Genomic DNA, 22,439 nt, shown 5'->3' with positions numbered 1-22,439 from the left:
TACACCTTTTGGATGGCAAAATTAATTTTTATCATCTGGGGGACGATCAACCGTATGAGCATCATCTGAGTTGAGTGGACCACGTAAGAAAAAGACGAGAAAAAGGGCAACTAACATAATCACAACGATCATGCCAATGGCAATTCCTACACCCATTCTTATTCCTCCTCATCATGCTAAATTTGAACAGAAACTCTTCATACTTATAAGTATTATACTACCCTAAAAAAATATACTAAAACAGACGATAAAATAAAAAACACCCCCACAGCATAAAGCAATGGGAGTGTAGTTAAATATTAATTTGAAAATGGGTGATTATCAGGAACTTCATCCACTTTTGATGCATCATTAAAATTAAGAGTTTTATAAATGAAGTAAGATAAGAATGAAGCGGTTGTACCAAGAACAATGACTAGTCCAATTAAAATTCCTAAGTTCATTTGAAATCCCCCTCTTGTTCATAGTAGACTAAGCGTTTTTAACTCTGGTAGTTTTTATTTAGTCAAAAGTCATTTATTTCAATTATATAGTATTTATGACTTTTATTCAAAGGGACTTTGTATTATAATGGATAAGTCGTAAAAAATAATGACAAAATTGTGGCTCCGTAGCTCAGAGGATAGAGCGTCGGTTTCCTAAACCGTGCGTCACAGGTTCGATTCCTGTCGGGGCCGTCTCTGAAAGTCAATGATAGCAAGGGGTTGAGAACTTTCATCCCCTTGCTATTTTTAATGAAAATGCAAATTGGTCACCGATTGGTCACATTGATGTTTTTGAAGTGTCTTTTTCATCATTTTCTTGTTCCTTTTTAAATGCAGATTCCAGGTGCTCAGCCACAGCTTCTTGCATATTCGGGATCATGTGAGAGTATCTATCTAAGGTAACTGATATTGAAGAATGCCCTAAACGCTCTTGAACGATTTTAGGATGTACTTTCAATTCAAATAGCATGGAAGCGTGGGTATGTCGTAAATCATGGAAACGTATATTTTCTACATTTGTTTGTTTGAGACAACGTCTGAATGCTCGACCAATATTTGATGGTAAAACAAAATTTCCCGTTTTTGTTGCAACAATAAGATCCTGATCTTGATAATCGGAGCCAAGTTTATTTTTTAATTTCTTTTGTTTTTTAAGATGTTGCTTAAGCGCGAAAACATCACTATCCGATATGTTGATGGATCGGTAACTTGGATTATTTTTCAATTCTGAAATAATGTATTTTCCTTCATCTCTCTTAAGGGCCCTCCGAACATAAATCACTTTATTATCAAAATCGACACTATCCCATTTTAGTCCTAAAATTTCTCCTAAGCGCATTCCAGTAAATGCTGATAAGTACCATGAAATGTAATAATATTCTTGCATGGTTTTTGATAAGAATTGATTCAATTCTTTCATGTTCCAGTATTTCATTTCAATTTTCGGAACTTTCACGGGTTCTACTGCTTTCATAATGTTTCTAGGTAGTTCTCCGATACGGGCGCCTCTGCCAATAGCATTGGATAAAATGCGATGTATATGGTGTATTGATTGCGGAGATAATACCTCATTATCTAGCAAACTTTCATAAAACGATTCTACTTGTCTAGTAGTTAAATCAGCTACTTTGACATTGCCAAGAGCTGGGATAACATGATTATTAATATAGCCCTCATAATGCAAATAGGTACTGTGTACTACACGTTTTTCTTTAAATTTGAGCCAGTCTTTTAAGTAATCACCTAGCTTTTTCACTGTGGGTTCTACATATGTCCCTTTATTTAATTCAGCGATCATGTCAATCATGGCTTTTCTTGCTTTTCTTTCACTGGTAAACCCTGACACCCGTTTTTGTTTTCGCTTTTTGGTTACTGGATCTCGACCAATATCAATTACAAAAGAATATTTATCGCCACGTTTTACAATATGTCCTTTCATGTCTTATCCCCCTCAACAAATCGTAATAAAATCTTGTTTTCTTTCCTGTGGTAAAAACATAAGAAAATCATTTAATTCCGGCGTCGATAATATAAATTGTTGAACTATATACGGATCCACCCCATGCTTTTCTATTCTCTTTTTAATACTTTTAAGGTTAATGCCAATTCTGTTGGGATAATTAACATTAAAAATAAAATCAGCCAGCTGTATCGACATGCTAATCAATGATTCATCAAACTCTATTCTCTCTATGTATTCAAATGGTTTTATTACTTCAAAGTAATATGCGGGTTTGTCCCAATCTATTTCACAGAGATCAAAAGTTAGAGCATACCAATATGGGATTAGGTCTCCATTTTCATATTCATAGTACAGTCGTTGCTGTGGCATTATTTTTTCAGTCCTTTCTTATATAAGATAGATGATAATTCCTCCATAACCTTCATAGTTTCCTTGCTATAGGGAGGAGCCTTCGGATAGAGCGATTCCATAAATTCCCTGTGTTCCGCATCCAGCTTGGCTTGCTGAATTTTATTTCTGAACTGAATAAGTCGCTTCCTAGCAAATTCTTTCGTAACATTGAAATCTTTTGCGATAATTGGAATGCCGTCCTCAACATTGTAATAATTAGCAATCTCATATTCTTGTAGCATGAATGTAGGTACACAAAATTGATACATAAAGTTATTAGCTTGGTGTTCCTGTAATTTTCTGAATGCATGTCTTAATTTATGTTGATTTCCCACATGTCTAATCGCATGGCCAAGTTCATGTGCAAAATCTTGATACTCTTCTTGAGGTGATAATTCATTGTTTAAAAGTATGTAATAACTCCCATTAAATTTAGTGACTTTACTTTCATCTTCGTAGTAGTGGATCCAGATATCTAATTCTTTAGCAACCTTCCAAATATCAATATCTTGCGGCTTATGAATGTCCATATCTAAAAACAGATTCATTATATCCACCTCTAAATCAGTCATTATAAAACCCAATTGATACATCCCCTTTTTTTACAAACGTATGTTCTTTATAACTCTATAAGAAAAGCCCTAATAGGGCAATTATATTTATTTGTTTTTTTTTGGTTTGCTCTTATTTCGTGCCTTTTCAACTTCTTTCATCATCTCAATAAAATCAAAAACCTTTTGTTTACTTTCTTCAGAAAGTCCTTGTGCGCTCCTCATGGCATATTGAAAATCAGGGTCTTCATATATTTCTTCGGCAGTTTTTTCCTCATTCGGCTTATCCGTTCTTCCCAGAAGATAATCAGTTGAAACATCGAAAAAATCAGCAAGTTTTTTTATTGTTTCATTATCCGGCTCACTTTGTCCGGTTTCATATTTGGCATACCCTTGCCTTGTTATTCCTAAAAAATTTGCCATATTTTGTTGGGTTAATTTTTTATTTGTTCTTAAAAGTTTAAGCCTTTTAGAAAACATATCCACTGCCCTTTCTTCACTTATCATAATAATATTATATAGCAACAATGAGTTGCTTTTAAGTAAAGGAAACAAAAAGTTGCATTTTTACTTGACAGCAACCAAAAGTAGCGTATAATAATAATCATAAAGCAACCGTTAGTTGCTAATAGGTGGTGTTTAAATGACCAAAAAGGAATTAACTATCACCTTGATGGAGGCACGTAATAAGAAAAAAATGTCACATCAAGATGTAGTAGAAAAAATAAATAAATCAATAACTAGACAATACTACGGTATGATAGAAAAAGGCGACCGCAGACCATCTGTAGATGTAGCCAAATCTATCGCAAAAGTTCTTGATCTTAATTGGACCATTTTTTTTGAAGTTAATTGCAACTAATGGTTGCTAAAACCTTTTGAAAGGGGGCACATATGAATCTAACTGCCTTTGCGATCTGGGCTTAGTCTAAATCTCTTATCCTGAATTTGGCAATCATGATCCGTGATGATCATCAGAACTTACAACAAAAAGGAGCTGTTTTAAAGATAAAACCATATATAAATTTCGAGGTGAGAGCCTCAACTTTTTTTTAATAAAGATCGCAAAAAATGTTGCTGAATACCTAAGATTCTTAGAAAGGTGATGTTCTAAATGTCATTTGAAGAAACCATTCGTCAAATTGTACGCGAAGAAAATGAAAAGCACTTAAAAGATATTGCTTTGCTTTTAGAAAAACATGGCTATAACGAGGTTCCAAGATTTTTAACAGTGCCCGAAGCTGCCAAAATCTTAAGAATCGGACGCACAGCCACATATGAACTTTGTCAACAAGCAGAAGTAAATGGATTCCCCTGTTTTAGGGAAGGAAACAAAATTAGAATCCCATACACAGCCCTTATGAACTGGATTGATCAACAGGCAAATCAACTAATCTCTTAACTTAAGTTTACTAGGTATTGAGACGGTTGTCTGTTCCAAATTGGAACATGTTCAAATTTGGAACATTTTAAGGGGGTGAGTAGGTGAAATGAATTTAGGGGTAGCGTTGAGAAAAACGCGAAAATTTGCGGGGTTTAGTCAAGAAACTATGGCAGAGCTAATGCATTTGCCAAGGAGCACGATTTCTAAATTAGAGAACAACAAATTGGTTCTGAAAGCTGATGACTTAATCAGATGGTGTAACGTTACACAGACCCAAGAAATAGCAATCGCTTTAATTTACGGAGTTGACGTTCCAACGGTGGTACAGAACTTAACAACTTTGATTGGAGGTTTCATCTTTTGGATATAAACGAGAAATACCAAGAATTGGGTAATTGGGCAAGATGCATCTTGGAAGTACATAAGGATAAGCCTGGATTATTCACTTGCGAACAAATCGTTAAGGAATTAACGAAACGATATGAGCAATTGCGATTTGAACCGATTGAGGGGGATGTTTGATGGATTTATTCGGAATGTGGCTAATCACATGTGCAGCACTGGCATTTGGCTTTATGCTAGGACGATTCTTAAAAGAAAACAAAAAAGCAGCAAGATGAGGGGCAACTCAACTTACTGCAGGGCTCAATATACTAACTCCATTATAGCAAATGCTGTAGTGGAGTGCAACAAAGGGGGAAGTGTATGAAATGAGTAAGTTACTTTTTGATGAACACCCTTTAGTCATTTTGCCTTCTCTAGCGATCCATCTGGGGCTAAATGAATCAATTATCATTCAACAACTCCATTATTGGGTTAATAGTAACGGCAAAACGAGAGAAGGTCACAAATGGGTTTATAACACGTATGAGGATTGGCAAAAACAATTTCCGTTTTGGTCTATAAGTACTATTCGTAGAACTATTACAAAATTAGAGAATGCTGATTATATTATTGTTTCGAATTTTAATAAACTCGCCATTGATAAAACAAAGTGGTATCGGATCAACTACGACATGTTAAAAGGACTGAACAGTCCATCTGTTCAAAATGAACAGTCGATGTGTTCAAAAAGAACAGTAGGGCTGTCCAAAATGAACAAACCATTACCAGAGAGTTCTACAGAGAGTTCTTTAATACCTTATGTCGAGATAGTATCCTATCTCAACCACGCAGCTGATAAAAATTATAAAGATTCTACGAAATCAACTAGGAAACACATAAGGGCACGTTGGAACGATGGTTTCACTCTTGAAGATTTTAAAAAGGTAGTTGATATCAAGGTTACCGAATGGAAAAACGATGGAAAAATGAATAAATTCCTTAGACCAGATACTTTATTCGGAACTAAATTCGAAAGTTATTTAAATCAAGATGTCGGCAAGAAGGATCCGCCGGGACCAGGTAGTCCAGCACCATTTTCATATGACATAAATGCCGGGGAGGATTGGGAATGAAAGTTGAACAAGCTTACCTAGGAACGTTGCTTAAGGAAAATTATTTGATTAATGATTCTGGATTGAAAGCTAGTCAGTTTGAACAAGCTTGGCACATTGCTTTATTTGCAAGCATGAAAAACCTTGTAGGGAAAGGAAATTCTGTTGATATTGCTACTCTATCAATCGAATCGAATTTGGAAAGCTTTGGTGGAGCAAGCTACATAAACGACTTGATCAGTTTGGCTAATCCGCAAAAGGTGGAAGAATATGAACAGCTTGTGCTGGATGCATGGAAAGAACGCGAGAAGAAAAACATTCTTTCGATTGCGAAAGAAGAAGATTGGGAGATTGCTAAGGTCATATCAAGTTTGGATGCAATCAACGAAGTTCGGGATGATGATCACACTTCCATAGCAGATGCACTAGTAAGAGTGTTTGAAGCTCCATGGAAACAGACTTCACAGCCAAAAGGCGTATTGACAGGGATTAAGCGCCTAGATGATATGACAAATGGTTTCCAGAACGGAGAACTTACCATAGTGGCAGCAAGACCCTCGATGGGGAAATCGGATGTGATGTTACATTTTGCTAAGCAGGCCGGGTGGAACAACCACCTACCCTTAATTTTTTCACTGGAAATGCCAGAGAAAAGTTTGACTGACCGATTAATTGCCTCCACTGGTGGGATTAACCGAATGAAAATGCGCGATCCATACAAGAGTTTAACTCCTAGTCAAAAAGAGAACTGGTCACACATAGTTGGCCGTGTTACTGAAACAAACATACAAATATTTGATGGTGCTGGACAAACAGTGGCAGAGATGAGAGCGAAGGCAAGAAAACAGATGCACCAATACCCAGATAAAAAGCCAATCCTTATCATCGATTATATGACTCTTATACGCCCGTTACATCACCACAATGGAAATGCTAATGCTCAAGTTACAGAGATTTCTAGAGATCTTAAGGGCATGGCAAAGGAGTTCAATTGTCCGGTAGTTGTATTATCTCAACTTTCTAGAAAGGTTGATGAAAGAGCAGATAAGCGTCCTTTTCTATCAGACATCAGGGATTCAGGAAGTGTTGAACAGGATGCGGATGTCGTTATGTTCCTATATCGGGAAAAGTATTATGACAAGGATTCCGATAACAAACAATTAGAAATTATCGTAGCCAAGCAGCGTAACGGTCCAATTGGAACGGTATCCACAATCTATAACGAATTTACAGGAGAAATACTAGATGCCTACCATACGCGAGCTGTATGAGGACGCGATCAAGTACGAAGAATCCACTTTAGCCCATTACATACTTTTATTACTTCAAGAGGGCAAGATCAGTACCAATGATGATGATTCGGTGCTGGAACGAATGCCGATCGATGCCGAAAAACTAGATCAAATGATTCAGAGCAATTATTTAGGATTTAGCAAAATCAAAATATATTCCATCAAGTATGCCGTTAACACATTTGCCTTTGTTTATGCTGGAAGCCCAGCAGATGCCAAGTTATATTTTTTCTCTAGAACCGGAAAGCAGCCACTCAACTGCCATGAGCTATCCCTAGATTATATGATGGCAGTCGGTAATAGATTCATAAATTTTCGAGATTGGCGAAAGGAACAAAAACAATTTCCGTGCATTGTGGGTGTTTATAAAAAAGAGTATTGAAAGGAAGATTGTCATGTCAAAACAAATTGTTGATTTAAATGAATTCGCAGATGGGGCTGTTTCAGAACGCTTTAACTTGGAGCTTCAACGTGTTTTGGAAAATATAGCTGATCTAAACACTGAACCAACAACGAAAAGGAAAATTAGCTTAGAAGTCACTCTAACGGCTGATGAAGCAAGAGACGTCATTTTGGCAAGTGTTCAAGCTAAAACTAGATTAGCTCCTGCCAAGAAGCTTGAGTCCAAAATCATCATGGATCATGACGAAAATGGCCAGGTCACGGGGCAAGAACTGAAATCAGGTATTAAAGGTCAAACATATGCAGATATGGAAACTGGTGAAATCAAAGAAGATACAGGATCTAAAGTTTACAGTTTTAGACAATAAAAGGAGGAAGCTAAGTAATGATTAAACAAGCTATTGAGTACATTGTCGGTTTAGGAAAGTCGGAGATTCATAGGGAAAATGGACAAACCTTTTCGGATAAGCAGCTGCATTTAGTGGAAGTACCCACCTTACGTCCATTTGAGGTCAACACATTATCAAGTCTTATTAGTTATTTGAAGTCTAATTTTGATAGTTCTGAATCAGTTATCGTTCACATTGTTAGTCCCACCGAGGTAACAATTAAATCATCTATCAACGCAGATAAAAACAGAGATTACTTTATAAAAGCTAAAGCCTTAATTCCAGAAATATATTTTGACAATTGGTATGACAGCGAAAAATTTAACATTAAGCTGCAGTCTTGTTTCGTAAAAAATGATGATCGAGATGTGATGTTAAAAGTCATTGGAAATATCAAAGAAGAGGACGTAAAAACCTTCGGGGATAACGGTGTGAGTCAATCTGTTACAGCTAAAGTAGGCGTGGCAACTGTTGGTCAAGTGGAAGTACCTAACCCAGTTGTTTTAAAACCTTATCGCACATTTGTTGAGGTAGATCAACCAGAAAGCGAATTTATTTTCCGAATGATAAACGGTCCAAGCTGTGCGCTTTTTGAAGCAGATGGCGGGGCGTGGAAGCTTCAGGCAATGAAGAATATTGAAGTCTACTTACAAGCAGCACTTGGAGAAGAAATTGAAAATGGGAAAGTCATAATCATTGCATAAAATAGGGGCTCTTAAAGGGCCCTTCCAATAGAAAGGAGCCTAATTATGAAAACTTGCTTTCAATGTGGAAAAACACACAGTCGGAAACGGAGTAGTTTTTGTCAGGTCTGCTTTAAAAAAATGATTGGGAGTGAAAAACATGCATCTAGCAAAGTTAATTAAAATGCAAAAGACGTTGGATGGGCGTATTAGAAAAGAAAAAGGATTAGAAGGAAAGGATCTAGTACCAAATACATTTGTTGCTTTGCAAGTTGAGTTGGCGGAATTTGCTAATGAGGGCCGATGGTTTAAGCATTGGAAAGAAGATCGAGCGCCAAGGACAAGTGGAAAATGTTCTAACTGTCAGGGAAAAGGGGAAGGATTTTTTAGTGGAAATCGATATACAGGCAACAAAGAAGTTTGTGTGGCTTGTGACGGAACAGGCATTAATGAAAAGGAAAATCCACTTCTAGAAGAATTCGTTGATGGTGTTCACTTCTTCCTGTCGATTGCCATTCAAAATGGTTGGGATGATGCACTTTACATTTATGAGGAACAACTAGATCCAGGTGATTTTACAGGGGACTTAACCGGATACTATCTGGAAATGACATGCTTTCTAAGCAACGCATATATAAAAATATACTCATCGGAGGAAATTGAGAAGTCTAAGAAGTTGTACGGTTTCCCATCTAATCAATTTGATTTCAGAATGGCTTGGTTATGCTTTTTGAACTTAGGAATTAATGGATTCGGCTTTACGTTAGATCAGATCGAACAAGCCTATTTTGATAAAAATAAGGTAAATCACGAAAGACAAGCAAATGGATATTGAAGTTTTCTACAAACGCCGCGACGGCCAAACACTTGTCGTCGCGGGCCATTTATCCAAATGGGAGAAAAAAGAGCTCATCCGGGATGGTTATAAAACAAAGATTGTAAATAAGCATGGAATACCCGTGAGAAGGCGAGTTGAACGACACAATGGGAGGAAACAAAAGAAAAGCATTAAGTAAAACAAGTGTAAAAGTCATTATAAATATGGACATTGCAGTAGAAGCATTAAATAAAACTCAAATAAAGAACTTGCATGAAATTATAGGGAAGTTAACCAAGTGGGATGAAAAGTATAAGGAAAAGTTTGGCCGGAGTTGACACAAAAAGCGACATATTGAAAGGAGAATGTAAGTGGCTAATCTAGAAGGCATACAAAAGAAGTTTACAGTTGTAAAAGATAACGATATTTGGGACGCTGATGCACTTGCAAGAACGCAATTAGAGTGCGCCTTAGAATCCATTAATAAGCAAAGGAAAAAGAAAGGCAAGAAAGAAAACACATACCTTGTCATTAATACAGATGAACCCTATGCAGATGAAGTCATTGAAATTATGAAACGCAATGGACACTGGGGATAGAGTGCAATTGAAACAAATTGTGAAGGAGTGAAAATATGAAATACGTAATTCAATATGAACATCTTGAAGATGAATTAGTAATCAACGAAAAGACAAAGTGGCATTTTGATATGGTGAAGGAATGTGCAAATGAACACCGATTAGAATTATCGGATGAAGAATTTAAAGGGTTTTTTAAAATTCATATATCCGGCAAAGACATAAGTTGGTTAATGCACAAAATGAGTGTTTACAAACTATCGTTCGCAGATTCCCTTATAAGTTACATCACTTATTAGTTTACAGTCCGAACAAAAAACAACATTAGGAGTGAATAAAAATGCACGAGTTGAAATACAAAATTGGGCAGCAGGTAAAGTATCGAAACAAATGGTTTATTGTCCTTAACATTCGTATGGACGCATTAAACGAACAAGTGGATTACCTTTTGAAAAATGATTATACAACAGGCTGGATCAACGAGGAATTTATTCAAGAGGGAAGAGATGAAAGGTCCTTGAATGAAAGATTAAAAGATATTAAAGGCAACTGGGAATATGAGCGCTGTATCAAACCAGAGGATATTGACTGGCTGATCTCTACAGCAGATGAATATCAAAATGAAAGGTTTGTCCGTTTATGAGTAGAGAAGAACTTATTCATGAATTAACCAAACGTACTGGCATTGATAAAAGCATTCTCCAATTAAAAAGTACACCGGAATTAGAAGATTTATATGAGGAACGTATTTTAAACAAGGGAATGTTTTAAATGATCGAATATGTCTGCGAGGAATGTGAAGTGAATGAATTACAATTTGAAATTGTTCCCAAAAAGAAATGTCCGCATTGTGGGAAATATCTAGAAGCCGTTGAGCACGAAGACAAATAAAAAAGCCAGGATCTCTCCTGACAGCCTAATTCAATTTTACCACAAATTGGAGGGGTTCTGGTGAAAGAAAATCAAATTGCGGAAATAAATTTAACTGAAAATGCTCTTTATATTATACAGAATGGTAAAAAAACTAAAGTTACTCCTAAAAAGTTTGGGCAGGATTTAATTATTTGGAAAAACGGGATTGTCTTAGATATTGATCGTAGCGAGCGAGTGAGAATAGAAGGGCAGGAAGTTATATGATGCAGAAGTTTGGAAATTTTTACGATGATTATATTTGCAAACCGATAATGGGGCCATTTGAAAAATATATCTGGAATCCGATGTTAAAGCATCAAAAGATAACTTATTCATGTTTAGCATTAATTGTGATTTTACCAGTGATAATAAGATATTTAACTAAATAACAGTCCTTACGGAAGAACCGACGGACACTGAATGACGTTAAAACGTTGTTTGGTGTCCTTTTTATTTTTAAAAAAGGAAGTGAGAATATGAACCGTAGTTTAAAAGATCAATTAAAAGTTTGGAAGAAAGACCATATGGCCGTGAAGAAAGAAAAGGCTAAAAAGAAGCGTAAAGAAGAGCGTTTTTCAAATTCCGAATTGAAAAGTCTTATGGGGATGGACAGACCAATTTATGGCAGAGGAAAAGGCGGCGCCATTCGCCAAAAATAAATGGGAGGTTAGAGATTATGAAACAGCTTGATTTTCATTTATCGGCAATAGATCGTAAAGCCACGAAAGAAGAAGTGGAGGGCGCATTGGAAAGATACAGAGTCATGCTGCTCACACAAGAATTAAATCAGCTTCCCAAAGTTACACAAAGCTTTTCACTTGTTCCACCAACTAATACAAATGAATTTCATTCCTCCACTGAACAAGCTGCAGTTAATAATGCAAATTATGAATTGGAAAGAACAAAGTACATTAAAAGAATCACTTTGGCTGTTAATCGCTTGGGATATAAGGAAAGAGCCATCTTGATCATGAGATATATGACTGAGGATGATGTATTCGATTATGAGGTGTATAGCGAGCTTAATATGAGCGAAAGAACCTATCACCGATATAAAACGAAAGCATTCTATAAATTGGCCTTTGCTCTTGGGATTGAAGTATATGCAGAAGAGGAGGCAGGCGCATGAACTTTGTACACCCTATTCGGGATCCTGATCAGATCGCGGAAATGAAAAAGTATCTTCGACAGCAAAGTGAAAGAAATTATATGTTGTTTGTTACTGGGATAAATAGTGGATTGAGAATATCGGATATTTTGCCACTTCGAGTAAGGGATGCCAAGAAATCATACTTTGATTTAAGGGAGCAAAAGACACAAAAGCAGAAACGCATTCTTATGACTCCAGGACTAAAAAGAGAATTGAAGCGATACATTGAGGATAGAGAAGATGATGAATACCTGTTTAAAAGCCGTGAAGGTCTGAATAAGCCGATTGGCAGGAGTATGGCATATAAGATATTAAGAGAAGCAGCAGACTACGTAGGATTGGATGGGATAGGCACACATACGCTAAGAAAGACATTCGGGTATCATTTCTATATAAAGTATAAAGACGTAGCTTTGCTTCAGGAGATCTTTAATCACAGTGAGGAGAAGATCACCTTAAGATACATTGGAATCAACCAGGACTCAATGGACAGGGCTCTGAAAGACTTCAAGATATAATTACCACCTAACTTTATTGTTGGGTGGCTTTTTTATTGTCTAACGAGATATGTTCATCTTGATCTAAAGAGTCTTATTAATCCTATTAGATAACCATAAAAGACGAATGTGTAACTCATTTTAAGGAAATGCAATTGGAATAGTGGTATCAAGGCTTTCAGCCTTTGTGTAAGTTACCCAGTTTATAAGATATGGATAACTGTAATTAATAGGTGAAATATCAAGTGGCAGAAAAATGGCAGACTTTTGGCAGGATGATGGCAGGATTTTCCGTATTTACGGTGTTAAGATAGTAGTATCAAAAAATATAGAAACACGGATACCAAGGCACTGGTTACTCGGGTGTCTTTTTATATTTCATTAAAGGGAGAGGATAACCTATGAAAGTACCAATTCGTAAAACAATATCCGGTACGGAGTATTGGGATACAAAAGCTAAGAAGATAGTATTTGTCACAAAAGGTGAGAAGCCAAAGTTTGATGTTACTAAAGATCCTGAATCAATGATAAGTGGCGTTGATCTAACAACTGGTCCTGATTTAACATCTATCAATGGTGAGGTAATTGATACCCAAAGTTTAGATGAAATGAATGCTGATCAGCTACGAGCCTTTGCAAAAGATAATGATATTGAATTGCCTTTCAATGTGAAGAAAGAAGAGACCATTCGCAAAAGGATTCAGGAAGCATTAGATGCTGATGATGAACAATGAAGTACTGTGGCTTTAATGGCTGCTCCAATAAGATAAGTACTGGCTATTACTGTGATGAGCACAAGCGCAAGAAACCAAAGCACAAGCGAAGTAAGAAAGAAATCTACCATAGTAAGAACAAATCATTTTACAATTCAAAAGCGTGGGAGTCTATGCGCTCGTTTGTATATGAAAGAGAACGCGGCTACTGTCAAAGGTGCAAGAAGTTTGTCTTTGGTAGACGTGCTCATGTCCATCATGTCATTCCAATCAGTGAAGATGAGACATTGAAACTGGATCCTAACAATTTAAGACTTTTATGCCCACAATGTCACACAATTGAAGAAAATGAGGATAAGAAAAGGACTGTTTTCCCTTCGTATTTCGGATAGCCCCCCTACAAAATAATTTTTTTATATGGGCGGGGAGATAGGTAGCAGGGGAGGTAAACGCATCGTTGGACAAAATTTTAAAAAAATAAAGGGGGGTGTAAATTGTCCACTAAAAAAGAACGTAGAAAAATCGTTGTTGAAAAGACGGAAGCTGAGAAAGATAGGATCCTTAAAATCATGCTTGAAGCGGACATTTACACGAAAACACTAGACCCTTTGATTGAATCCTATCTTGATATTTTTGAAATCTATCAAACCATGTTTATAGAATGGAAAGATAAAGGTTTCCCATCTACTCAAAGGCATACGAATAAGGCCGGAGCAACCAATAATTCCAAACATCCATTGGCCCAACAGGTGGAAACTTGGTCCGAAAAGAAAACGAAAGCACTTGATTTATTGGGCCTTACCAATAAAGGGAAAAATGGCAATGGAGTTACTGGTGGTTCTTCTGTTCGTAAAGATGAAAAGATGGAGAAACCAGAAAAGAAAGTAAGTCAATTGGATGCGCATAGAAATAAGTGGCGCAGTAAGGCAGGTGGCTGATTTATGTGACAGAAATCAAACGTGGCGTAAATTATGCTGATGTTTACGCTAGAAAAGTAAGGCGAAGTCCTAAGAAATACCCCGATACAATTAAATTAGCTGTAGATCGTTATTACAGATGGAAAAAGCGTAAGGACATTTGGTTTGATGTAGATCGTGCTAATGAAATGATGGATTGGGTCCAGACATTTATTCGTCATGTTAAGGGGGATTTGGCTGGACAACCACTTATATTAGAGGATTGGCAAAAATTCATCTTTTCCAATATTTATGGTTGGGTACATGAAAACGAAAAGGGCGATATTGTCCGTGTTATTCGTGAAGCATATATTCAGGTTCCTAAAAAGAATGGTAAAACATTATTGGCGGTCGGTGGTCTTGGTTATGCCATGTATGGCGAAGGTGTTCTTGGTGCTGATTGTTATGCTTGTGCAAGTGATTTTACTCAAGCGCAATATGCAGCCAAGCCTTTTGCATCTACAATATTGAATCATGAAGCATTGATGGAAGATAGTACAATTTATAAAGGCCCAAAAGGTACTGTTTCGTCAGTTACTTACGATTATATTCATGATGATCTTGCCTATCAAAATACATTTATGGCTGTCACGAAGAACATTGGTTTTATTGAGGGTTCTAACCCACACTTTGTTCTAAATGATGAGCTGCATGCTCAAGAAAAGATGGAACAATACGATAACTTTAAATCTGCCCAAATCAACAGACCAGAACCACTCATGTTTAATATTTCTACTGCAGGAAAAGGTTCATCCTCTGTTGGAATGCGCGTTTATCGTGAAGCCAAAGAAGTTTTGAAAAATGATGACAATGATTCATCCTTTGTTATGATCTATGAGCCGAACAAAGGATATGATTGGACAGACCGAAAAGTTTGGGCAATGGTCAATCCTAACATCGGTATTTCCGTTACTATGAGTGCATTGGAAACTGAGTTCATTACTGCTGCTCGATCCGCCCATAAAAAGGCTGAGTTTCTATCCAAGCATTTAAATGTGTTTGTTAATGCTGCGGAAAACTATTTTGAACAAGATCAAGTGGAACATATTTTAGTGGATGATCTTGGAGATCTGGAAGGATTAACTTGTTACATTGGATTGGATTTATCTAAGACGACTGACTTAACATGCGTGAGTCTCAATTTCCCCACGCATGATGAAGAGGGTAGATCAATACTTAAAGTTAAGCAAATGTACTTCATTCCAACTGAAAATATTGACACACGAGAAAAAGAGGACAACGTACCTTATACTGACTTAGCGGAAAAAGGATTTGTCCAATTTTGTGATGGCAAAATGATCGATCAAGATCAAGTCTATGAATATATCGTGGAGTGTATTGAACTTTATGATGTGCAGCAGATTAACTATGACCCGGCTATGTCAGAAAAACTGATTGAGAAGATCGAAAACATTGGTCTAGAATGTGTGGCCGTTAACCAGTATCCAAATGTTATGAATGCTATGGTGGATGATTCCGAACTATTAATCTATGAAGGGCGTTTGTTCACAGATAACCCATTATTCATATATTGCACCTTGAATGTCGTTGTAGTTAAAAATATCAACGGCATGAAGGCACCTTCAAAGCGACAGTCCAAAAAGAAAATTGATGGATATGTTGCTTTTTTAGTTGCCCATAAAGAAACAATGTTCCATATGGATGAGGTTAATGATGAGGGAATGGATGAATTGATTGAAGAAATTTATAGATAAAGAAAGAGACTAGTTATACCCTAGCCTCTTCGAAAATACTTTCATTTTCTATTGGATTTAAGATTTTATACTCAAATTCAACAAAACAATTAATTTCATTATCCTGATCTTTAAAAATATTCTTTACTAATCCAATTGCAACTATATCATGTTTGTTAATCCAAAGTAGACCATCACCTATATAGAACGTACCATCCCATTTAAAATTATCCTGGGAGAACTTTTGAATATCCGATATTTGTTTTATTTTATCAAGATCATTAAGTGCTGGTATTTTACAAAAGGTTTGTACTTTATTGTATGAGTATATTGAATCCCTTCCACGAGTTGACCAATGTGTTGTAAAGGACATTTTTTCTTTGCCAAAGTAAAAATCGCCATCATTATTTGCATAATAAAATTTAACAGAATCTTGAAGTTTAGTGTCAAATTGCATATTGCCAAAAATAGTTGAGTATAATTTTAGTTGCATTGCAGTTACACCATATTTTTCTATTGGTGAATTAACTGAAGTAGGTAATATTCCTTCGTTATCAGCAATAACTGAAATTAATTTATAGAGTTCATCCTTGTTTTTAATAGAAGTTGGATTAGACATATCAACTTTTGTAGCAAATTTCCCTTCAAATATTTCAGGGAAATCAATTGTTTTTTCACTATGTACTATGGGAATAATATAAGGATTTGTCTGTAGACTCTTTATGAGTGCCACTTCTGTACCAACACCTGTTTTAGGGTCATCCATTTTATTCTTATATGATTCAGTAACAATAGGGAGAATATATCTACTTTTATTAAGTCCTTGTTCCATAAATTTCTGTAAGTTGCTTCCTGGAAAAACATCTAATTGGTCCAAATTAACCTTTATATTATATTTTTCAATAAAATTAGCAAGCCAATTGGCAAAACTTATTACTTCTTCTGATTCCCAAGAGTATGAAATAAAAGCTGTAATTTCTGTTTTCATTATTTATCCTCCCTCTATAATAATTAGAGTATATCTAATAAAGGGGACTTAAACAACAGATTTTAGAATACTAGAAAGGCGGTGATTAATTGGGATTTAGAACGAGGTTTTCTAACTTTGTTTACAATCGTTTAGAAAAGCGCATGAAAGAAAGTATTGGTGGTTCTGTTCGTTTTTCTTCTGTTTTTGCAACCGAAGGAAACATACTAGAATCAAGTGATGTTTATGAATTGCTTCAAGATATATCCAACCAAATGATGTTGGCAGATATTGTAGTTGAAGATGAAGATGGCAACGAAATCCGTAATGATCCAGCAATTAAAACGCTAAAGAATCCTAACAGCTACCTGACACAATCAGAGTTTATCAAATTGATGACCAATACCTATCTATTACGTGGAGAAGTTTTTCCTTTGTTAAATGACAAGCAAATTCATTTAGCTGCAGGTGTCTCTACGGAATTGTATAAAAACCTAGTTGAGCATTTTAAGATTGGTAGTGTTGAGATTCCACCTGATATGATTCGTCATATTAAAAATATTGGTACGAACCATTTAAAAGGTGTTGGTCTATTAGATCTTGGTAGAAACACGCTAGAAGGCGTTATGAGCGCTGAAAAGGTTTTGACAGACAAATACACTAAGGGTGGCTTACTCGCCTTCTTGCTTAAATTAGACGCTCATATTAATCCTGCAAATGGAGCGCAGTCTAAATTGATTAAAGCCATTTTAGACCAGTTGGAACAAATTGATGATTCGAGATCCGTTAAAATGATTCCGTTAGGCAAGGGTTACCAAATTGAAGCCATGAAAAGCCCTGTGGAAGACGAAAAGATACTTTCCTATTTGAATGTCTATAAAAAGGATTTAGGCAAGTTCTTAAGTATTAATGTGGACACGTACCAGGCATTAATCAAAGTTGATTTTGAAAAGGCCATGATGTATCTCCATAACAAGGCGGTACGTCCGATAATGAAAAACTTTGAAGACCATTTGAGTCTTCTTTTTTATGGCCAAAATTCGAAAAAACGAATTAAATTCAAGATTAATGTACTTGATTTTGTTACCTACAGTACCAAAACGAATATTGGATACAATATCGTTCGTACTGGTATCACTTCCCCGGATAATGTTGCCGATATGCTTGGATTTGAGAAACAAAATACACCTGAAACACAAGCAATCTACATTTCTAATGATTTGTCCAAAATTGGTGAGAAAAAAGCAACTGATGATTCACTTAAAGGGGGTGATGACGATCAGCAAAAAGATGGAGAAAAGGACAGTTGACATCACCAACATCCAAACAAGGAATAAAGAGAATGAACCAATTAAAATAAATGGTTATGCTGCCATTTTTAATAGTCGCACATCAATTGGTGATTTCTTTGATGAAATTATTTCTCCTGGTGCTTTTGACAGATCCATATCAGCTAAAAATGCCGATATCCGAGCACTGGTAAATCATGATTGGGATAAAGTGATTGGCAGAACTAAAGCCAACACTATGACATTAAGGGAAGATGAAAAAGGTCTAAATTTTGAAATTGAATTACCCAACACGTCTTATGCTAGAGATTTGGCAGAAAGTATGGAACGTGGTGACATCGATCAATGTAGTTTTGGTTTTTTTGTTGATGAAGGAAAAGAAAGATGGGATTACTCACAGGAACCTGCTTTACGAACCTTGGAAGAGGTTGAACTATATGAAGTGTCCATTGTAAGCCTACCTGCATACGAGGACACAGAAGCTGCTCTTGTCCGCAGTAAAGAAATTGATAAAACCGTTGAAAGACGGATTAAATTAATAAAACAAATAAATGAGGTGCTCAAATGAATAGAAAATTATTGTTGGCTCTACAAAAACGAAATAAGGCTAGATTGGAAGAGTTACGCGGAAAGTTAGAAAAGAATGAAGTTCGTGAGGAAGATTTGGAATCCGTTCAGACAGAAGTAGATGATCTAACGCAAGAACAGCAAGACATTGCAGATACCCTTGCAAATATGCCGGAAGAGGGAGATGAGGGAGAAGGCGAAGATCGTTCTGGTGATGACGATAAGGACGACAAAGACGAGGATGACGACGATGAAGAGGACGAAGAAAGAAAGAAAGGAATTTCCCAAGAACAGCGTGACAAAGTGTTAGGCGCTATTGGCAAAGGTCTTTCCACCCGTGGCCATAAATCCACCAAAACAAAAGAAAATGAAATCCGTTCAGCATTTGCTAATTATATTGTTGGGAATATTGACGATAAAGAAGCACGTTCTTTAGGTCTTGTTAGTGGAAATGGTGCTGTTACCGTTCCGGATTTTATGGCAAAAGAAATTATCACGTATGCTCAGGAAGAAAACTTCTTACGTCGTTTGGGAACTCGTGTAACTACTAAAGAGAATATCAAATACCCTGTACTTGTTAAGAAAGCAGAAGCGCAAGGGCATAAAGAAGAACGTACTACGGATATGCCTGAAACGGATATTGAATTCGATGTAATCGAACTTGAACCAACAGAATTTGATGCGTTGGCGACCGTAACTAAAAAGCTTCTTGCTCGAACTGGTTTACCGATTGAGCAAATTGTTATGGACGAGCTTAAAAAGGCATACGTCCGTAAAGAGATTCAGTACATGACTCACGGTAATGAAACGGATAATGTAAATGATGGCGCATTGTCTAAAAAGGCAATTGAATTCACTCCAACTGGTACAGTTGATTTGACTTCTGGTCAATCGTTATATGACGCACTAGTTGAAATGAAAAACACACCAGTTAAGGAAATACGTAAAAAAGCACGGTGGGTATTAAACACTGCAGCATTGACTGCTATTGAAAAAATGAAAACTGATGATGGATTCCCACTGTTACGTCCACTTGATGCTCCTGTTGAAGGATGTAACTATAAATTACTTGGTTATTTAGTTGAAGAAGAAGATGCCATTGATGGAGCTGATCCATCGGTACCAGTGTTCTACTTTGGCGACTTCAAACAATTCCGTATTCAGGACGTTATTGGATCCCTAGAAGTACAGAAACTTGTTGAACTTTTCTCACGTACCAACCGTGTCGGTTTTAGAATTTGGAATCTATTAGATGCTCAATTGGTCTATAGCCCATTTGAGCCACCTATTTATAAATATGAAATTACTCCTGATACACCCTAACGAGCCCGCAAATTTCAATGTGACAAATACAGACACGTCCATCACATTAACTTGGGATTAGGGCTTGTATTTTAATAAAAAGAAAGGATGATGAAATTGGCATCTACTTATAATGTTTATCGCGATGGCACTAAAGTTGCTAGTGGTTTGACTAGCAAAACGTATACAGATAGTGATTTAATCCCTGCAACAGCATACGAATACCACGTGACTGCAGAAAATGAACATGGAGAATCTGGACCAAGTAACACTGTCACAGTGACTACAGATGAACCACATGAGCCACCAGAGGAGCCTGGGGGATTATCTAGCACTGGTAACACCGATACAACCGTTGATTTAGGTTGGAATTAATATGGATGATCTAACAGCAAAATTAAAATCACATATTCATTGGGAGGAAGGTATGGATGAGTCCAACCTTCCTTTTTATATTGAAACAGCAAAAAAATATGTAAAAAGAGCTACTGGTGGGCAATCAGAATATCTGGTCATTATGGTTGCTGGCATTATGTATGATTACCGTGTGTCTGATTATGAATTGGAACAGGCATTAGATGCGATTACACCTTTCATTGTCCAGGAGGTGTTTGACGATGGCGAGGAGATCTTATCAGAGGAGACAAACGAATAAGCTCAAATGGACTGCTGATCTACTTAAGCTAGGTGAATATACGGATCCTGAAAATGATCGTATCAAGATTGATTATCTGCCGGACCGTGAAATTAAATATAACAACATTGGTGTCACTGTTACTGATAATGCATTTGTCGAACGTGACACAGATAAAATTGTTAAGAAAATCGAAGTCCGTATTGATAGAAAGATTGAGGACAACCGTAAAGATTATCGTATAAAAATACGTGATCGCATTTACAACATTGGACGTACTTATGTACGTGAAGAGGATCGGATCATGGAGGTGTCACTTTCCTATGCAAATTAGTCTTCAACAGTTAAGAGACATCATGAAAGAATCCGGTATACCAGTGCATCGGGATGGTGCACCTACTACGGCCGAATATCCATACATTGTCTATGAATATGTCAATGAGACACATAAGAGGGTCTCTAATAAAGTTATTAAGTCGTTACCACTCTATCAGATTGCTGTTATCACAGCTGGAACAGAAAGCGACTATGAGCCTTTAAAAGAAGTCTTTAATAAGTATGGGGTTTCGTATGATATGTTTTTCGGCATACCTTTTGACGAAAATGACGATACCATAACGCAATTTATTACCAATGTGAGGTGTGTACAGTGAGAGTACGAAGATTTTTATATTTGTTTTGGAAATTAAAAGTTTTGGGAATTCCAATGGCTACATTTAGGGTGGCCTATGGTAGAAATAAATCATTGAAAAACATTTGGAGACATTCGCGTAATTGGCGTTTCATTTGGGAGTGATACATTGCAAAACAACAACGGCTTTGCCGATATGCTCAAAGAGATGAAAACACTTCTTAAGGTGGACGAGAAAGTAACACTAGATGTGTTAGAAGAAGCAGCTGAATATTTTGCCAAACAATTAAAACCTAAAATACCTAGAACAGCACGCAATAAGAAGCACCTAATAGATACACTCAAAGTAGTTGTTAAAGGTGATAAAGTTCAAGTCATTTTTGATGATGAATCTTGGTATTGGCACCTTGCTGAACATGGTCATAGAAAACGCGGTGGCCGAGGGCGTATCAAAGGTGCTCACTTTGTTCAAAACACATGGGATGCCGAAAACGAAAAAGTGGCCAATATGATGGCCGACAAAATAATTAAGAAAATGGAGTGATATAAATGCCAAAAGCCAAAGAATTATTATACGTAGTAACTATCGAATCACTTTATATGGCTTTTATGACTGATGGAAAAGACAGTCGTGATGCCATTCCAACATATGATCCGGATATTTACCAAATGGACAATATTACAGAGTTAGGGATTGCAGGGAACATTACTACCGTCACAAAGTGGGCATCAGGAAAAATGTTTGTAAATGCGAGTAAAAATTCTAACTTTACTTTGAATTTAACTCATGTTGCATTGCCACAGGAAGTCAAAGATAAAATTGACGGTGTTACACCGGAAAAAGGAGTTTCTTTTGAAACGGCCGATGTAAAAGAATACCCAATGTTTGCGATGGGATTCACTGCAAAACTATCTGATGGTTCTCGGATTGCTCGTTGGTATCCAAGGGTACAAAAGACACCTGCAGAAGAAACTTTTGCAACATCAACAGAGGAATCAGAAGTACCTGATGTATCTGCAACATTCAATGCTACACCATTGCTTTATAACAACGTTACTGTAGCTGATTTTTCGGAGGTGCGTGATAGTGCCCTTGGAATTACTGCAGAACAATTCATGAAACAAGTAATCGCTGATGAATCACAACTTGATCTGCTAACCGCACCAGAAGAAGGATCTACACCCTAACAAGCCCGTAAATTTAGTTGCCAGTAATATCACTGATGAAAATGCAACATTAACTTGGGACTAAACAGGG

General features: G+C 36.6%; 40 protein-coding genes and 1 tRNA gene. 34 read left to right on the top strand and 7 right to left on the bottom strand.

Going from position 1 to position 22,439, the window contains the following annotated elements; all coding sequences use genetic code 11:
• Positions 1 to 21 precede the first annotated feature (21 nt).
• Both J2Z23_RS22680 and J2Z23_RS20465 read right to left on the bottom strand, forming a co-directional pair.
• On the bottom strand, positions 22 to 156 hold the full coding sequence (locus tag J2Z23_RS22680) for a hypothetical protein (protein WP_274380124.1): 135 nt from the start codon (positions 154 to 156) through the stop codon (positions 22 to 24).
• Between the two features lie 143 nt (positions 157 to 299).
• A complete protein-coding gene (locus J2Z23_RS20465) occupies positions 300 to 443 on the bottom strand; it encodes a hypothetical protein (protein WP_209975092.1) in 144 nt (47 codons plus the stop codon).
• A 161-nt stretch (positions 444 to 604) separates the two neighbouring features.
• Here J2Z23_RS20465 and J2Z23_RS20460 point away from each other — a divergent pair.
• A tRNA-Arg gene (locus J2Z23_RS20460) sits at positions 605 to 677 on the top strand.
• 85 nt (positions 678 to 762) lie between these two features.
• Here J2Z23_RS20460 and J2Z23_RS20455 read toward each other — a convergent pair.
• The 4 genes from J2Z23_RS20455 to J2Z23_RS20440 all read right to left on the bottom strand — a co-directional run bounded on the left by J2Z23_RS20455 (position 763) and on the right by J2Z23_RS20440 (position 3,368).
• Positions 763 to 1,923, bottom strand: coding sequence for a site-specific integrase (locus J2Z23_RS20455; RefSeq protein ID WP_209975090.1), 1,161 nt, complete (start codon positions 1,921 to 1,923; stop codon positions 763 to 765).
• Positions 1,924 to 1,935: 12 nt separating this feature from the next.
• A complete protein-coding gene (locus J2Z23_RS20450; protein ID WP_209975088.1) occupies positions 1,936 to 2,316 on the bottom strand; it encodes a hypothetical protein in 381 nt (126 codons plus the stop codon).
• Positions 2,316 to 2,921, bottom strand: a complete 606-nt coding sequence (locus J2Z23_RS20445; protein WP_209975086.1) for an ImmA/IrrE family metallo-endopeptidase — start codon at positions 2,919 to 2,921, stop codon at positions 2,316 to 2,318. Before J2Z23_RS20445 ends, J2Z23_RS20450 begins: the two co-directional genes overlap by 1 nt.
• Before the next feature lie 75 nt (positions 2,922 to 2,996).
• On the bottom strand, positions 2,997 to 3,368 hold the full coding sequence (locus tag J2Z23_RS20440) for a helix-turn-helix domain-containing protein (protein WP_209975110.1): 372 nt from the start codon (positions 3,366 to 3,368) through the stop codon (positions 2,997 to 2,999).
• Between the two features lie 163 nt (positions 3,369 to 3,531).
• Here J2Z23_RS20440 and J2Z23_RS20435 point away from each other — a divergent pair, with 163 nt between their 5' ends.
• The 24 genes from J2Z23_RS20435 to J2Z23_RS20330 all read left to right on the top strand — a co-directional run bounded on the left by J2Z23_RS20435 (position 3,532) and on the right by J2Z23_RS20330 (position 15,812).
• Positions 3,532 to 3,750, top strand: coding sequence for a helix-turn-helix domain-containing protein (locus J2Z23_RS20435; protein WP_209975084.1), 219 nt, complete (start codon positions 3,532 to 3,534; stop codon positions 3,748 to 3,750).
• 252 nt (positions 3,751 to 4,002) lie between these two features.
• Positions 4,003 to 4,290 (top strand): helix-turn-helix domain-containing protein, encoded by a 288-nt coding sequence (locus J2Z23_RS20430; protein WP_209975082.1) that lies wholly within the window; start codon positions 4,003 to 4,005, stop codon positions 4,288 to 4,290.
• Positions 4,291 to 4,378: 88 nt separating this feature from the next.
• Positions 4,379 to 4,642, top strand: a complete 264-nt coding sequence (locus tag J2Z23_RS22845) for a helix-turn-helix domain-containing protein (RefSeq protein ID WP_209975080.1) — start codon at positions 4,379 to 4,381, stop codon at positions 4,640 to 4,642.
• Positions 4,633 to 4,794 carry a hypothetical protein gene (locus tag J2Z23_RS20420; protein ID WP_209975078.1) on the top strand — a complete coding sequence of 54 codons (162 nt, stop codon included), beginning with the start codon at positions 4,633 to 4,635 and terminating at the stop codon, positions 4,792 to 4,794. Before J2Z23_RS22845 ends, J2Z23_RS20420 begins: the two co-directional genes overlap by 10 nt.
• 188 nt (positions 4,795 to 4,982) lie before the next feature.
• A complete protein-coding gene (locus tag J2Z23_RS20415) occupies positions 4,983 to 5,729 on the top strand; it encodes a conserved phage C-terminal domain-containing protein (RefSeq protein ID WP_209975076.1) in 747 nt (248 codons plus the stop codon).
• On the top strand, positions 5,726 to 6,979 hold the full coding sequence (locus J2Z23_RS20410) for a replicative DNA helicase (RefSeq protein WP_238482875.1): 1,254 nt from the start codon (positions 5,726 to 5,728) through the stop codon (positions 6,977 to 6,979). The genes J2Z23_RS20415 and J2Z23_RS20410 overlap by 4 nt, the downstream gene beginning before the upstream one ends.
• Complete coding sequence (locus J2Z23_RS20405) at positions 6,954 to 7,382, top strand: hypothetical protein (RefSeq protein WP_209975072.1); 429 nt, start codon at positions 6,954 to 6,956, stop codon at positions 7,380 to 7,382. The genes J2Z23_RS20410 and J2Z23_RS20405 overlap by 26 nt, the downstream gene beginning before the upstream one ends.
• A gap of 13 nt (positions 7,383 to 7,395) precedes the next feature.
• Positions 7,396 to 7,770: a replication terminator protein gene (locus J2Z23_RS20400; RefSeq protein WP_209975070.1), complete on the top strand. Its 375-nt coding sequence runs from the start codon at positions 7,396 to 7,398 to the stop codon at positions 7,768 to 7,770.
• Between the two features lie 17 nt (positions 7,771 to 7,787).
• Positions 7,788 to 8,495, top strand: a complete 708-nt coding sequence (locus J2Z23_RS20395) for a hypothetical protein (RefSeq protein WP_209975068.1) — start codon at positions 7,788 to 7,790, stop codon at positions 8,493 to 8,495.
• A gap of 139 nt (positions 8,496 to 8,634) precedes the next feature.
• Positions 8,635 to 9,309, top strand: a complete 675-nt coding sequence (locus tag J2Z23_RS20390) for a dUTP diphosphatase (RefSeq protein WP_209975065.1) — start codon at positions 8,635 to 8,637, stop codon at positions 9,307 to 9,309.
• A gap of 137 nt (positions 9,310 to 9,446) precedes the next feature.
• Entirely contained in the window at positions 9,447 to 9,629 is a 183-nt protein-coding gene (locus tag J2Z23_RS20385) for a hypothetical protein (protein WP_209975063.1), read from the top strand.
• 33 nt (positions 9,630 to 9,662) lie between these two features.
• Positions 9,663 to 9,890 carry a hypothetical protein gene (locus tag J2Z23_RS20380; protein WP_209975061.1) on the top strand — a complete coding sequence of 76 codons (228 nt, stop codon included), beginning with the start codon at positions 9,663 to 9,665 and terminating at the stop codon, positions 9,888 to 9,890.
• A gap of 35 nt (positions 9,891 to 9,925) precedes the next feature.
• Positions 9,926 to 10,168, top strand: a complete 243-nt coding sequence (locus J2Z23_RS20375; RefSeq protein WP_209975058.1) for a hypothetical protein — start codon at positions 9,926 to 9,928, stop codon at positions 10,166 to 10,168.
• A 41-nt stretch (positions 10,169 to 10,209) separates the two neighbouring features.
• On the top strand, positions 10,210 to 10,512 hold the full coding sequence (locus J2Z23_RS20370) for a hypothetical protein (RefSeq protein WP_209975057.1): 303 nt from the start codon (positions 10,210 to 10,212) through the stop codon (positions 10,510 to 10,512).
• Positions 10,509 to 10,640, top strand: a complete 132-nt coding sequence (locus tag J2Z23_RS22675) for a hypothetical protein (RefSeq protein WP_274387293.1) — start codon at positions 10,509 to 10,511, stop codon at positions 10,638 to 10,640. The genes J2Z23_RS20370 and J2Z23_RS22675 overlap by 4 nt, the downstream gene beginning before the upstream one ends.
• Entirely contained in the window at positions 10,641 to 10,760 is a 120-nt protein-coding gene (locus J2Z23_RS22875; protein WP_476629906.1) for an FmdB family zinc ribbon protein, read from the top strand.
• Between the two features lie 60 nt (positions 10,761 to 10,820).
• On the top strand, positions 10,821 to 11,006 hold the full coding sequence (locus tag J2Z23_RS20365) for a DUF3954 domain-containing protein (protein WP_209975055.1): 186 nt from the start codon (positions 10,821 to 10,823) through the stop codon (positions 11,004 to 11,006).
• Between the two features lie 251 nt (positions 11,007 to 11,257).
• Positions 11,258 to 11,440 carry a hypothetical protein gene (locus J2Z23_RS20360; RefSeq protein ID WP_209975053.1) on the top strand — a complete coding sequence of 61 codons (183 nt, stop codon included), beginning with the start codon at positions 11,258 to 11,260 and terminating at the stop codon, positions 11,438 to 11,440.
• Positions 11,441 to 11,457: 17 nt separating this feature from the next.
• On the top strand, positions 11,458 to 11,910 hold the full coding sequence (locus J2Z23_RS20355) for an ArpU family phage packaging/lysis transcriptional regulator (protein ID WP_209975051.1): 453 nt from the start codon (positions 11,458 to 11,460) through the stop codon (positions 11,908 to 11,910).
• On the top strand, positions 11,907 to 12,449 hold the full coding sequence (locus J2Z23_RS20350) for a site-specific integrase (protein ID WP_209975049.1): 543 nt from the start codon (positions 11,907 to 11,909) through the stop codon (positions 12,447 to 12,449). The genes J2Z23_RS20355 and J2Z23_RS20350 overlap by 4 nt, the downstream gene beginning before the upstream one ends.
• 380 nt (positions 12,450 to 12,829) lie before the next feature.
• Positions 12,830 to 13,162 (top strand): hypothetical protein, encoded by a 333-nt coding sequence (locus J2Z23_RS20345; RefSeq protein ID WP_209975047.1) that lies wholly within the window; start codon positions 12,830 to 12,832, stop codon positions 13,160 to 13,162.
• Positions 13,159 to 13,533, top strand: a complete 375-nt coding sequence (locus J2Z23_RS20340) for an HNH endonuclease (protein WP_209975045.1) — start codon at positions 13,159 to 13,161, stop codon at positions 13,531 to 13,533. Before J2Z23_RS20345 ends, J2Z23_RS20340 begins: the two co-directional genes overlap by 4 nt.
• A 102-nt stretch (positions 13,534 to 13,635) precedes the next feature.
• Positions 13,636 to 14,079, top strand: a complete 444-nt coding sequence (locus J2Z23_RS20335) for a P27 family phage terminase small subunit (RefSeq protein WP_209975043.1) — start codon at positions 13,636 to 13,638, stop codon at positions 14,077 to 14,079.
• Between the two features lie 5 nt (positions 14,080 to 14,084).
• Positions 14,085 to 15,812, top strand: coding sequence for a terminase large subunit (locus J2Z23_RS20330; protein ID WP_338018453.1), 1,728 nt, complete (start codon positions 14,085 to 14,087; stop codon positions 15,810 to 15,812).
• 13 nt (positions 15,813 to 15,825) lie between these two features.
• On the opposite strand, the gene J2Z23_RS20325 is transcribed toward J2Z23_RS20330, so the two are convergent.
• Positions 15,826 to 16,779, bottom strand: coding sequence for a toll/interleukin-1 receptor domain-containing protein (locus J2Z23_RS20325; protein ID WP_209975042.1), 954 nt, complete (start codon positions 16,777 to 16,779; stop codon positions 15,826 to 15,828).
• Positions 16,780 to 16,922: 143 nt separating this feature from the next.
• On the opposite strand from J2Z23_RS20325, the gene J2Z23_RS20320 reads away from it, so the two are divergent.
• The 9 genes from J2Z23_RS20320 (at position 16,923) to J2Z23_RS20280 (ending at position 22,369) form a co-directional block, all read left to right on the top strand.
• Positions 16,923 to 18,068, top strand: coding sequence for a phage portal protein (locus tag J2Z23_RS20320; RefSeq protein WP_420798649.1), 1,146 nt, complete (start codon positions 16,923 to 16,925; stop codon positions 18,066 to 18,068).
• A complete protein-coding gene (locus tag J2Z23_RS20315) occupies positions 18,031 to 18,615 on the top strand; it encodes an HK97 family phage prohead protease (protein ID WP_209975037.1) in 585 nt (194 codons plus the stop codon). Before J2Z23_RS20320 ends, J2Z23_RS20315 begins: the two co-directional genes overlap by 38 nt.
• Positions 18,612 to 19,937 (top strand): phage major capsid protein, encoded by a 1,326-nt coding sequence (locus J2Z23_RS20310; RefSeq protein WP_209975035.1) that lies wholly within the window; start codon positions 18,612 to 18,614, stop codon positions 19,935 to 19,937. Before J2Z23_RS20315 ends, J2Z23_RS20310 begins: the two co-directional genes overlap by 4 nt.
• Positions 19,938 to 20,027: 90 nt before the next feature.
• Positions 20,028 to 20,291, top strand: a complete 264-nt coding sequence (locus J2Z23_RS20305; RefSeq protein ID WP_209975033.1) for a fibronectin type III domain-containing protein — start codon at positions 20,028 to 20,030, stop codon at positions 20,289 to 20,291.
• A gap of 1 nt (position 20,292) precedes the next feature.
• Complete coding sequence (locus J2Z23_RS20300; protein ID WP_209975031.1) at positions 20,293 to 20,571, top strand: phage gp6-like head-tail connector protein; 279 nt, start codon at positions 20,293 to 20,295, stop codon at positions 20,569 to 20,571.
• Entirely contained in the window at positions 20,534 to 20,884 is a 351-nt protein-coding gene (locus J2Z23_RS20295) for a hypothetical protein (RefSeq protein WP_209975029.1), read from the top strand. The genes J2Z23_RS20300 and J2Z23_RS20295 overlap by 38 nt, the downstream gene beginning before the upstream one ends.
• On the top strand, positions 20,874 to 21,203 hold the full coding sequence (locus J2Z23_RS20290; protein ID WP_209975027.1) for a hypothetical protein: 330 nt from the start codon (positions 20,874 to 20,876) through the stop codon (positions 21,201 to 21,203). Before J2Z23_RS20295 ends, J2Z23_RS20290 begins: the two co-directional genes overlap by 11 nt.
• A 147-nt stretch (positions 21,204 to 21,350) precedes the next feature.
• The gene (locus J2Z23_RS20285) at positions 21,351 to 21,725 is read left to right on the top strand and encodes an HK97-gp10 family putative phage morphogenesis protein (protein WP_274387292.1); all 375 of its coding nucleotides are present in this window, start codon (positions 21,351 to 21,353) and stop codon (positions 21,723 to 21,725) included.
• Between the two features lie 5 nt (positions 21,726 to 21,730).
• Entirely contained in the window at positions 21,731 to 22,369 is a 639-nt protein-coding gene (locus tag J2Z23_RS20280; protein WP_209975025.1) for a major tail protein, read from the top strand.
• The last annotated feature ends 70 nt before the right edge of the window (positions 22,370 to 22,439 follow it).

It is taken from the genome of Lederbergia galactosidilytica (assembly GCF_017873565.1).
GTDB lineage: Bacteria > Bacillota > Bacilli > Bacillales > Bacillaceae_C > Lederbergia > Lederbergia galactosidilytica.
This window is presented reverse-complemented; position numbering and strand designations above follow the sequence as displayed.

Excerpts from the sequence above, each read along its gene's own strand:
- J2Z23_RS22680 (WP_274380124.1), bottom strand. The coding sequence starts at position 156 with ATGGGTGTAGGAATTGCCATTGGCATGATCGTTGTGATTATGTTAGTT.
- J2Z23_RS20465 (WP_209975092.1), bottom strand. The coding sequence starts at position 443 with ATGAACTTAGGAATTTTAATTGGACTAGTCATTGTTCTTGGTACAACC.
- J2Z23_RS20455 (WP_209975090.1), bottom strand. The coding sequence starts at position 1,923 with ATGAAAGGACATATTGTAAAACGTGGCGATAAATATTCTTTTGTAATT.
- J2Z23_RS20450 (WP_209975088.1), bottom strand. The coding sequence starts at position 2,316 with ATGCCACAGCAACGACTGTACTATGAATATGAAAATGGAGACCTAATC.
- J2Z23_RS20440 (WP_209975110.1), bottom strand. The coding sequence starts at position 3,368 with ATGTTTTCTAAAAGGCTTAAACTTTTAAGAACAAATAAAAAATTAACC.
- J2Z23_RS20435 (WP_209975084.1), top strand. The coding sequence starts at position 3,532 with ATGACCAAAAAGGAATTAACTATCACCTTGATGGAGGCACGTAATAAG.
- J2Z23_RS20430 (WP_209975082.1), top strand. The coding sequence starts at position 4,003 with ATGTCATTTGAAGAAACCATTCGTCAAATTGTACGCGAAGAAAATGAA.
- J2Z23_RS22845 (WP_209975080.1), top strand. The coding sequence starts at position 4,379 with ATGAATTTAGGGGTAGCGTTGAGAAAAACGCGAAAATTTGCGGGGTTT.
- J2Z23_RS20415 (WP_209975076.1), top strand. The coding sequence starts at position 4,983 with ATGAGTAAGTTACTTTTTGATGAACACCCTTTAGTCATTTTGCCTTCT.
- J2Z23_RS20410 (WP_238482875.1), top strand. The coding sequence starts at position 5,726 with ATGAAAGTTGAACAAGCTTACCTAGGAACGTTGCTTAAGGAAAATTAT.
- J2Z23_RS20405 (WP_209975072.1), top strand. The coding sequence starts at position 6,954 with ATGCCTACCATACGCGAGCTGTATGAGGACGCGATCAAGTACGAAGAA.
- J2Z23_RS20400 (WP_209975070.1), top strand. The coding sequence starts at position 7,396 with ATGTCAAAACAAATTGTTGATTTAAATGAATTCGCAGATGGGGCTGTT.
- J2Z23_RS20395 (WP_209975068.1), top strand. The coding sequence starts at position 7,788 with ATGATTAAACAAGCTATTGAGTACATTGTCGGTTTAGGAAAGTCGGAG.
- J2Z23_RS20390 (WP_209975065.1), top strand. The coding sequence starts at position 8,635 with ATGCATCTAGCAAAGTTAATTAAAATGCAAAAGACGTTGGATGGGCGT.
- J2Z23_RS20375 (WP_209975058.1), top strand. The coding sequence starts at position 9,926 with ATGAAATACGTAATTCAATATGAACATCTTGAAGATGAATTAGTAATC.
- J2Z23_RS20370 (WP_209975057.1), top strand. The coding sequence starts at position 10,210 with ATGCACGAGTTGAAATACAAAATTGGGCAGCAGGTAAAGTATCGAAAC.
- J2Z23_RS22675 (WP_274387293.1), top strand. The coding sequence starts at position 10,509 with ATGAGTAGAGAAGAACTTATTCATGAATTAACCAAACGTACTGGCATT.
- J2Z23_RS22875 (WP_476629906.1), top strand. The coding sequence starts at position 10,641 with ATGATCGAATATGTCTGCGAGGAATGTGAAGTGAATGAATTACAATTT.
- J2Z23_RS20360 (WP_209975053.1), top strand. The coding sequence starts at position 11,258 with ATGAACCGTAGTTTAAAAGATCAATTAAAAGTTTGGAAGAAAGACCAT.
- J2Z23_RS20355 (WP_209975051.1), top strand. The coding sequence starts at position 11,458 with ATGAAACAGCTTGATTTTCATTTATCGGCAATAGATCGTAAAGCCACG.
- J2Z23_RS20350 (WP_209975049.1), top strand. The coding sequence starts at position 11,907 with ATGAACTTTGTACACCCTATTCGGGATCCTGATCAGATCGCGGAAATG.
- J2Z23_RS20345 (WP_209975047.1), top strand. The coding sequence starts at position 12,830 with ATGAAAGTACCAATTCGTAAAACAATATCCGGTACGGAGTATTGGGAT.
- J2Z23_RS20340 (WP_209975045.1), top strand. The coding sequence starts at position 13,159 with ATGAAGTACTGTGGCTTTAATGGCTGCTCCAATAAGATAAGTACTGGC.
- J2Z23_RS20325 (WP_209975042.1), bottom strand. The coding sequence starts at position 16,779 with ATGAAAACAGAAATTACAGCTTTTATTTCATACTCTTGGGAATCAGAA.
- J2Z23_RS20320 (WP_420798649.1), top strand. The coding sequence starts at position 16,923 with ATGAAAGAAAGTATTGGTGGTTCTGTTCGTTTTTCTTCTGTTTTTGCA.
- J2Z23_RS20315 (WP_209975037.1), top strand. The coding sequence starts at position 18,031 with ATGACGATCAGCAAAAAGATGGAGAAAAGGACAGTTGACATCACCAAC.
- J2Z23_RS20310 (WP_209975035.1), top strand. The coding sequence starts at position 18,612 with ATGAATAGAAAATTATTGTTGGCTCTACAAAAACGAAATAAGGCTAGA.
- J2Z23_RS20305 (WP_209975033.1), top strand. The coding sequence starts at position 20,028 with ATGAAATTGGCATCTACTTATAATGTTTATCGCGATGGCACTAAAGTT.
- J2Z23_RS20300 (WP_209975031.1), top strand. The coding sequence starts at position 20,293 with ATGGATGATCTAACAGCAAAATTAAAATCACATATTCATTGGGAGGAA.
- J2Z23_RS20295 (WP_209975029.1), top strand. The coding sequence starts at position 20,534 with ATGGCGAGGAGATCTTATCAGAGGAGACAAACGAATAAGCTCAAATGG.
- J2Z23_RS20290 (WP_209975027.1), top strand. The coding sequence starts at position 20,874 with ATGCAAATTAGTCTTCAACAGTTAAGAGACATCATGAAAGAATCCGGT.
- J2Z23_RS20280 (WP_209975025.1), top strand. The coding sequence starts at position 21,731 with ATGCCAAAAGCCAAAGAATTATTATACGTAGTAACTATCGAATCACTT.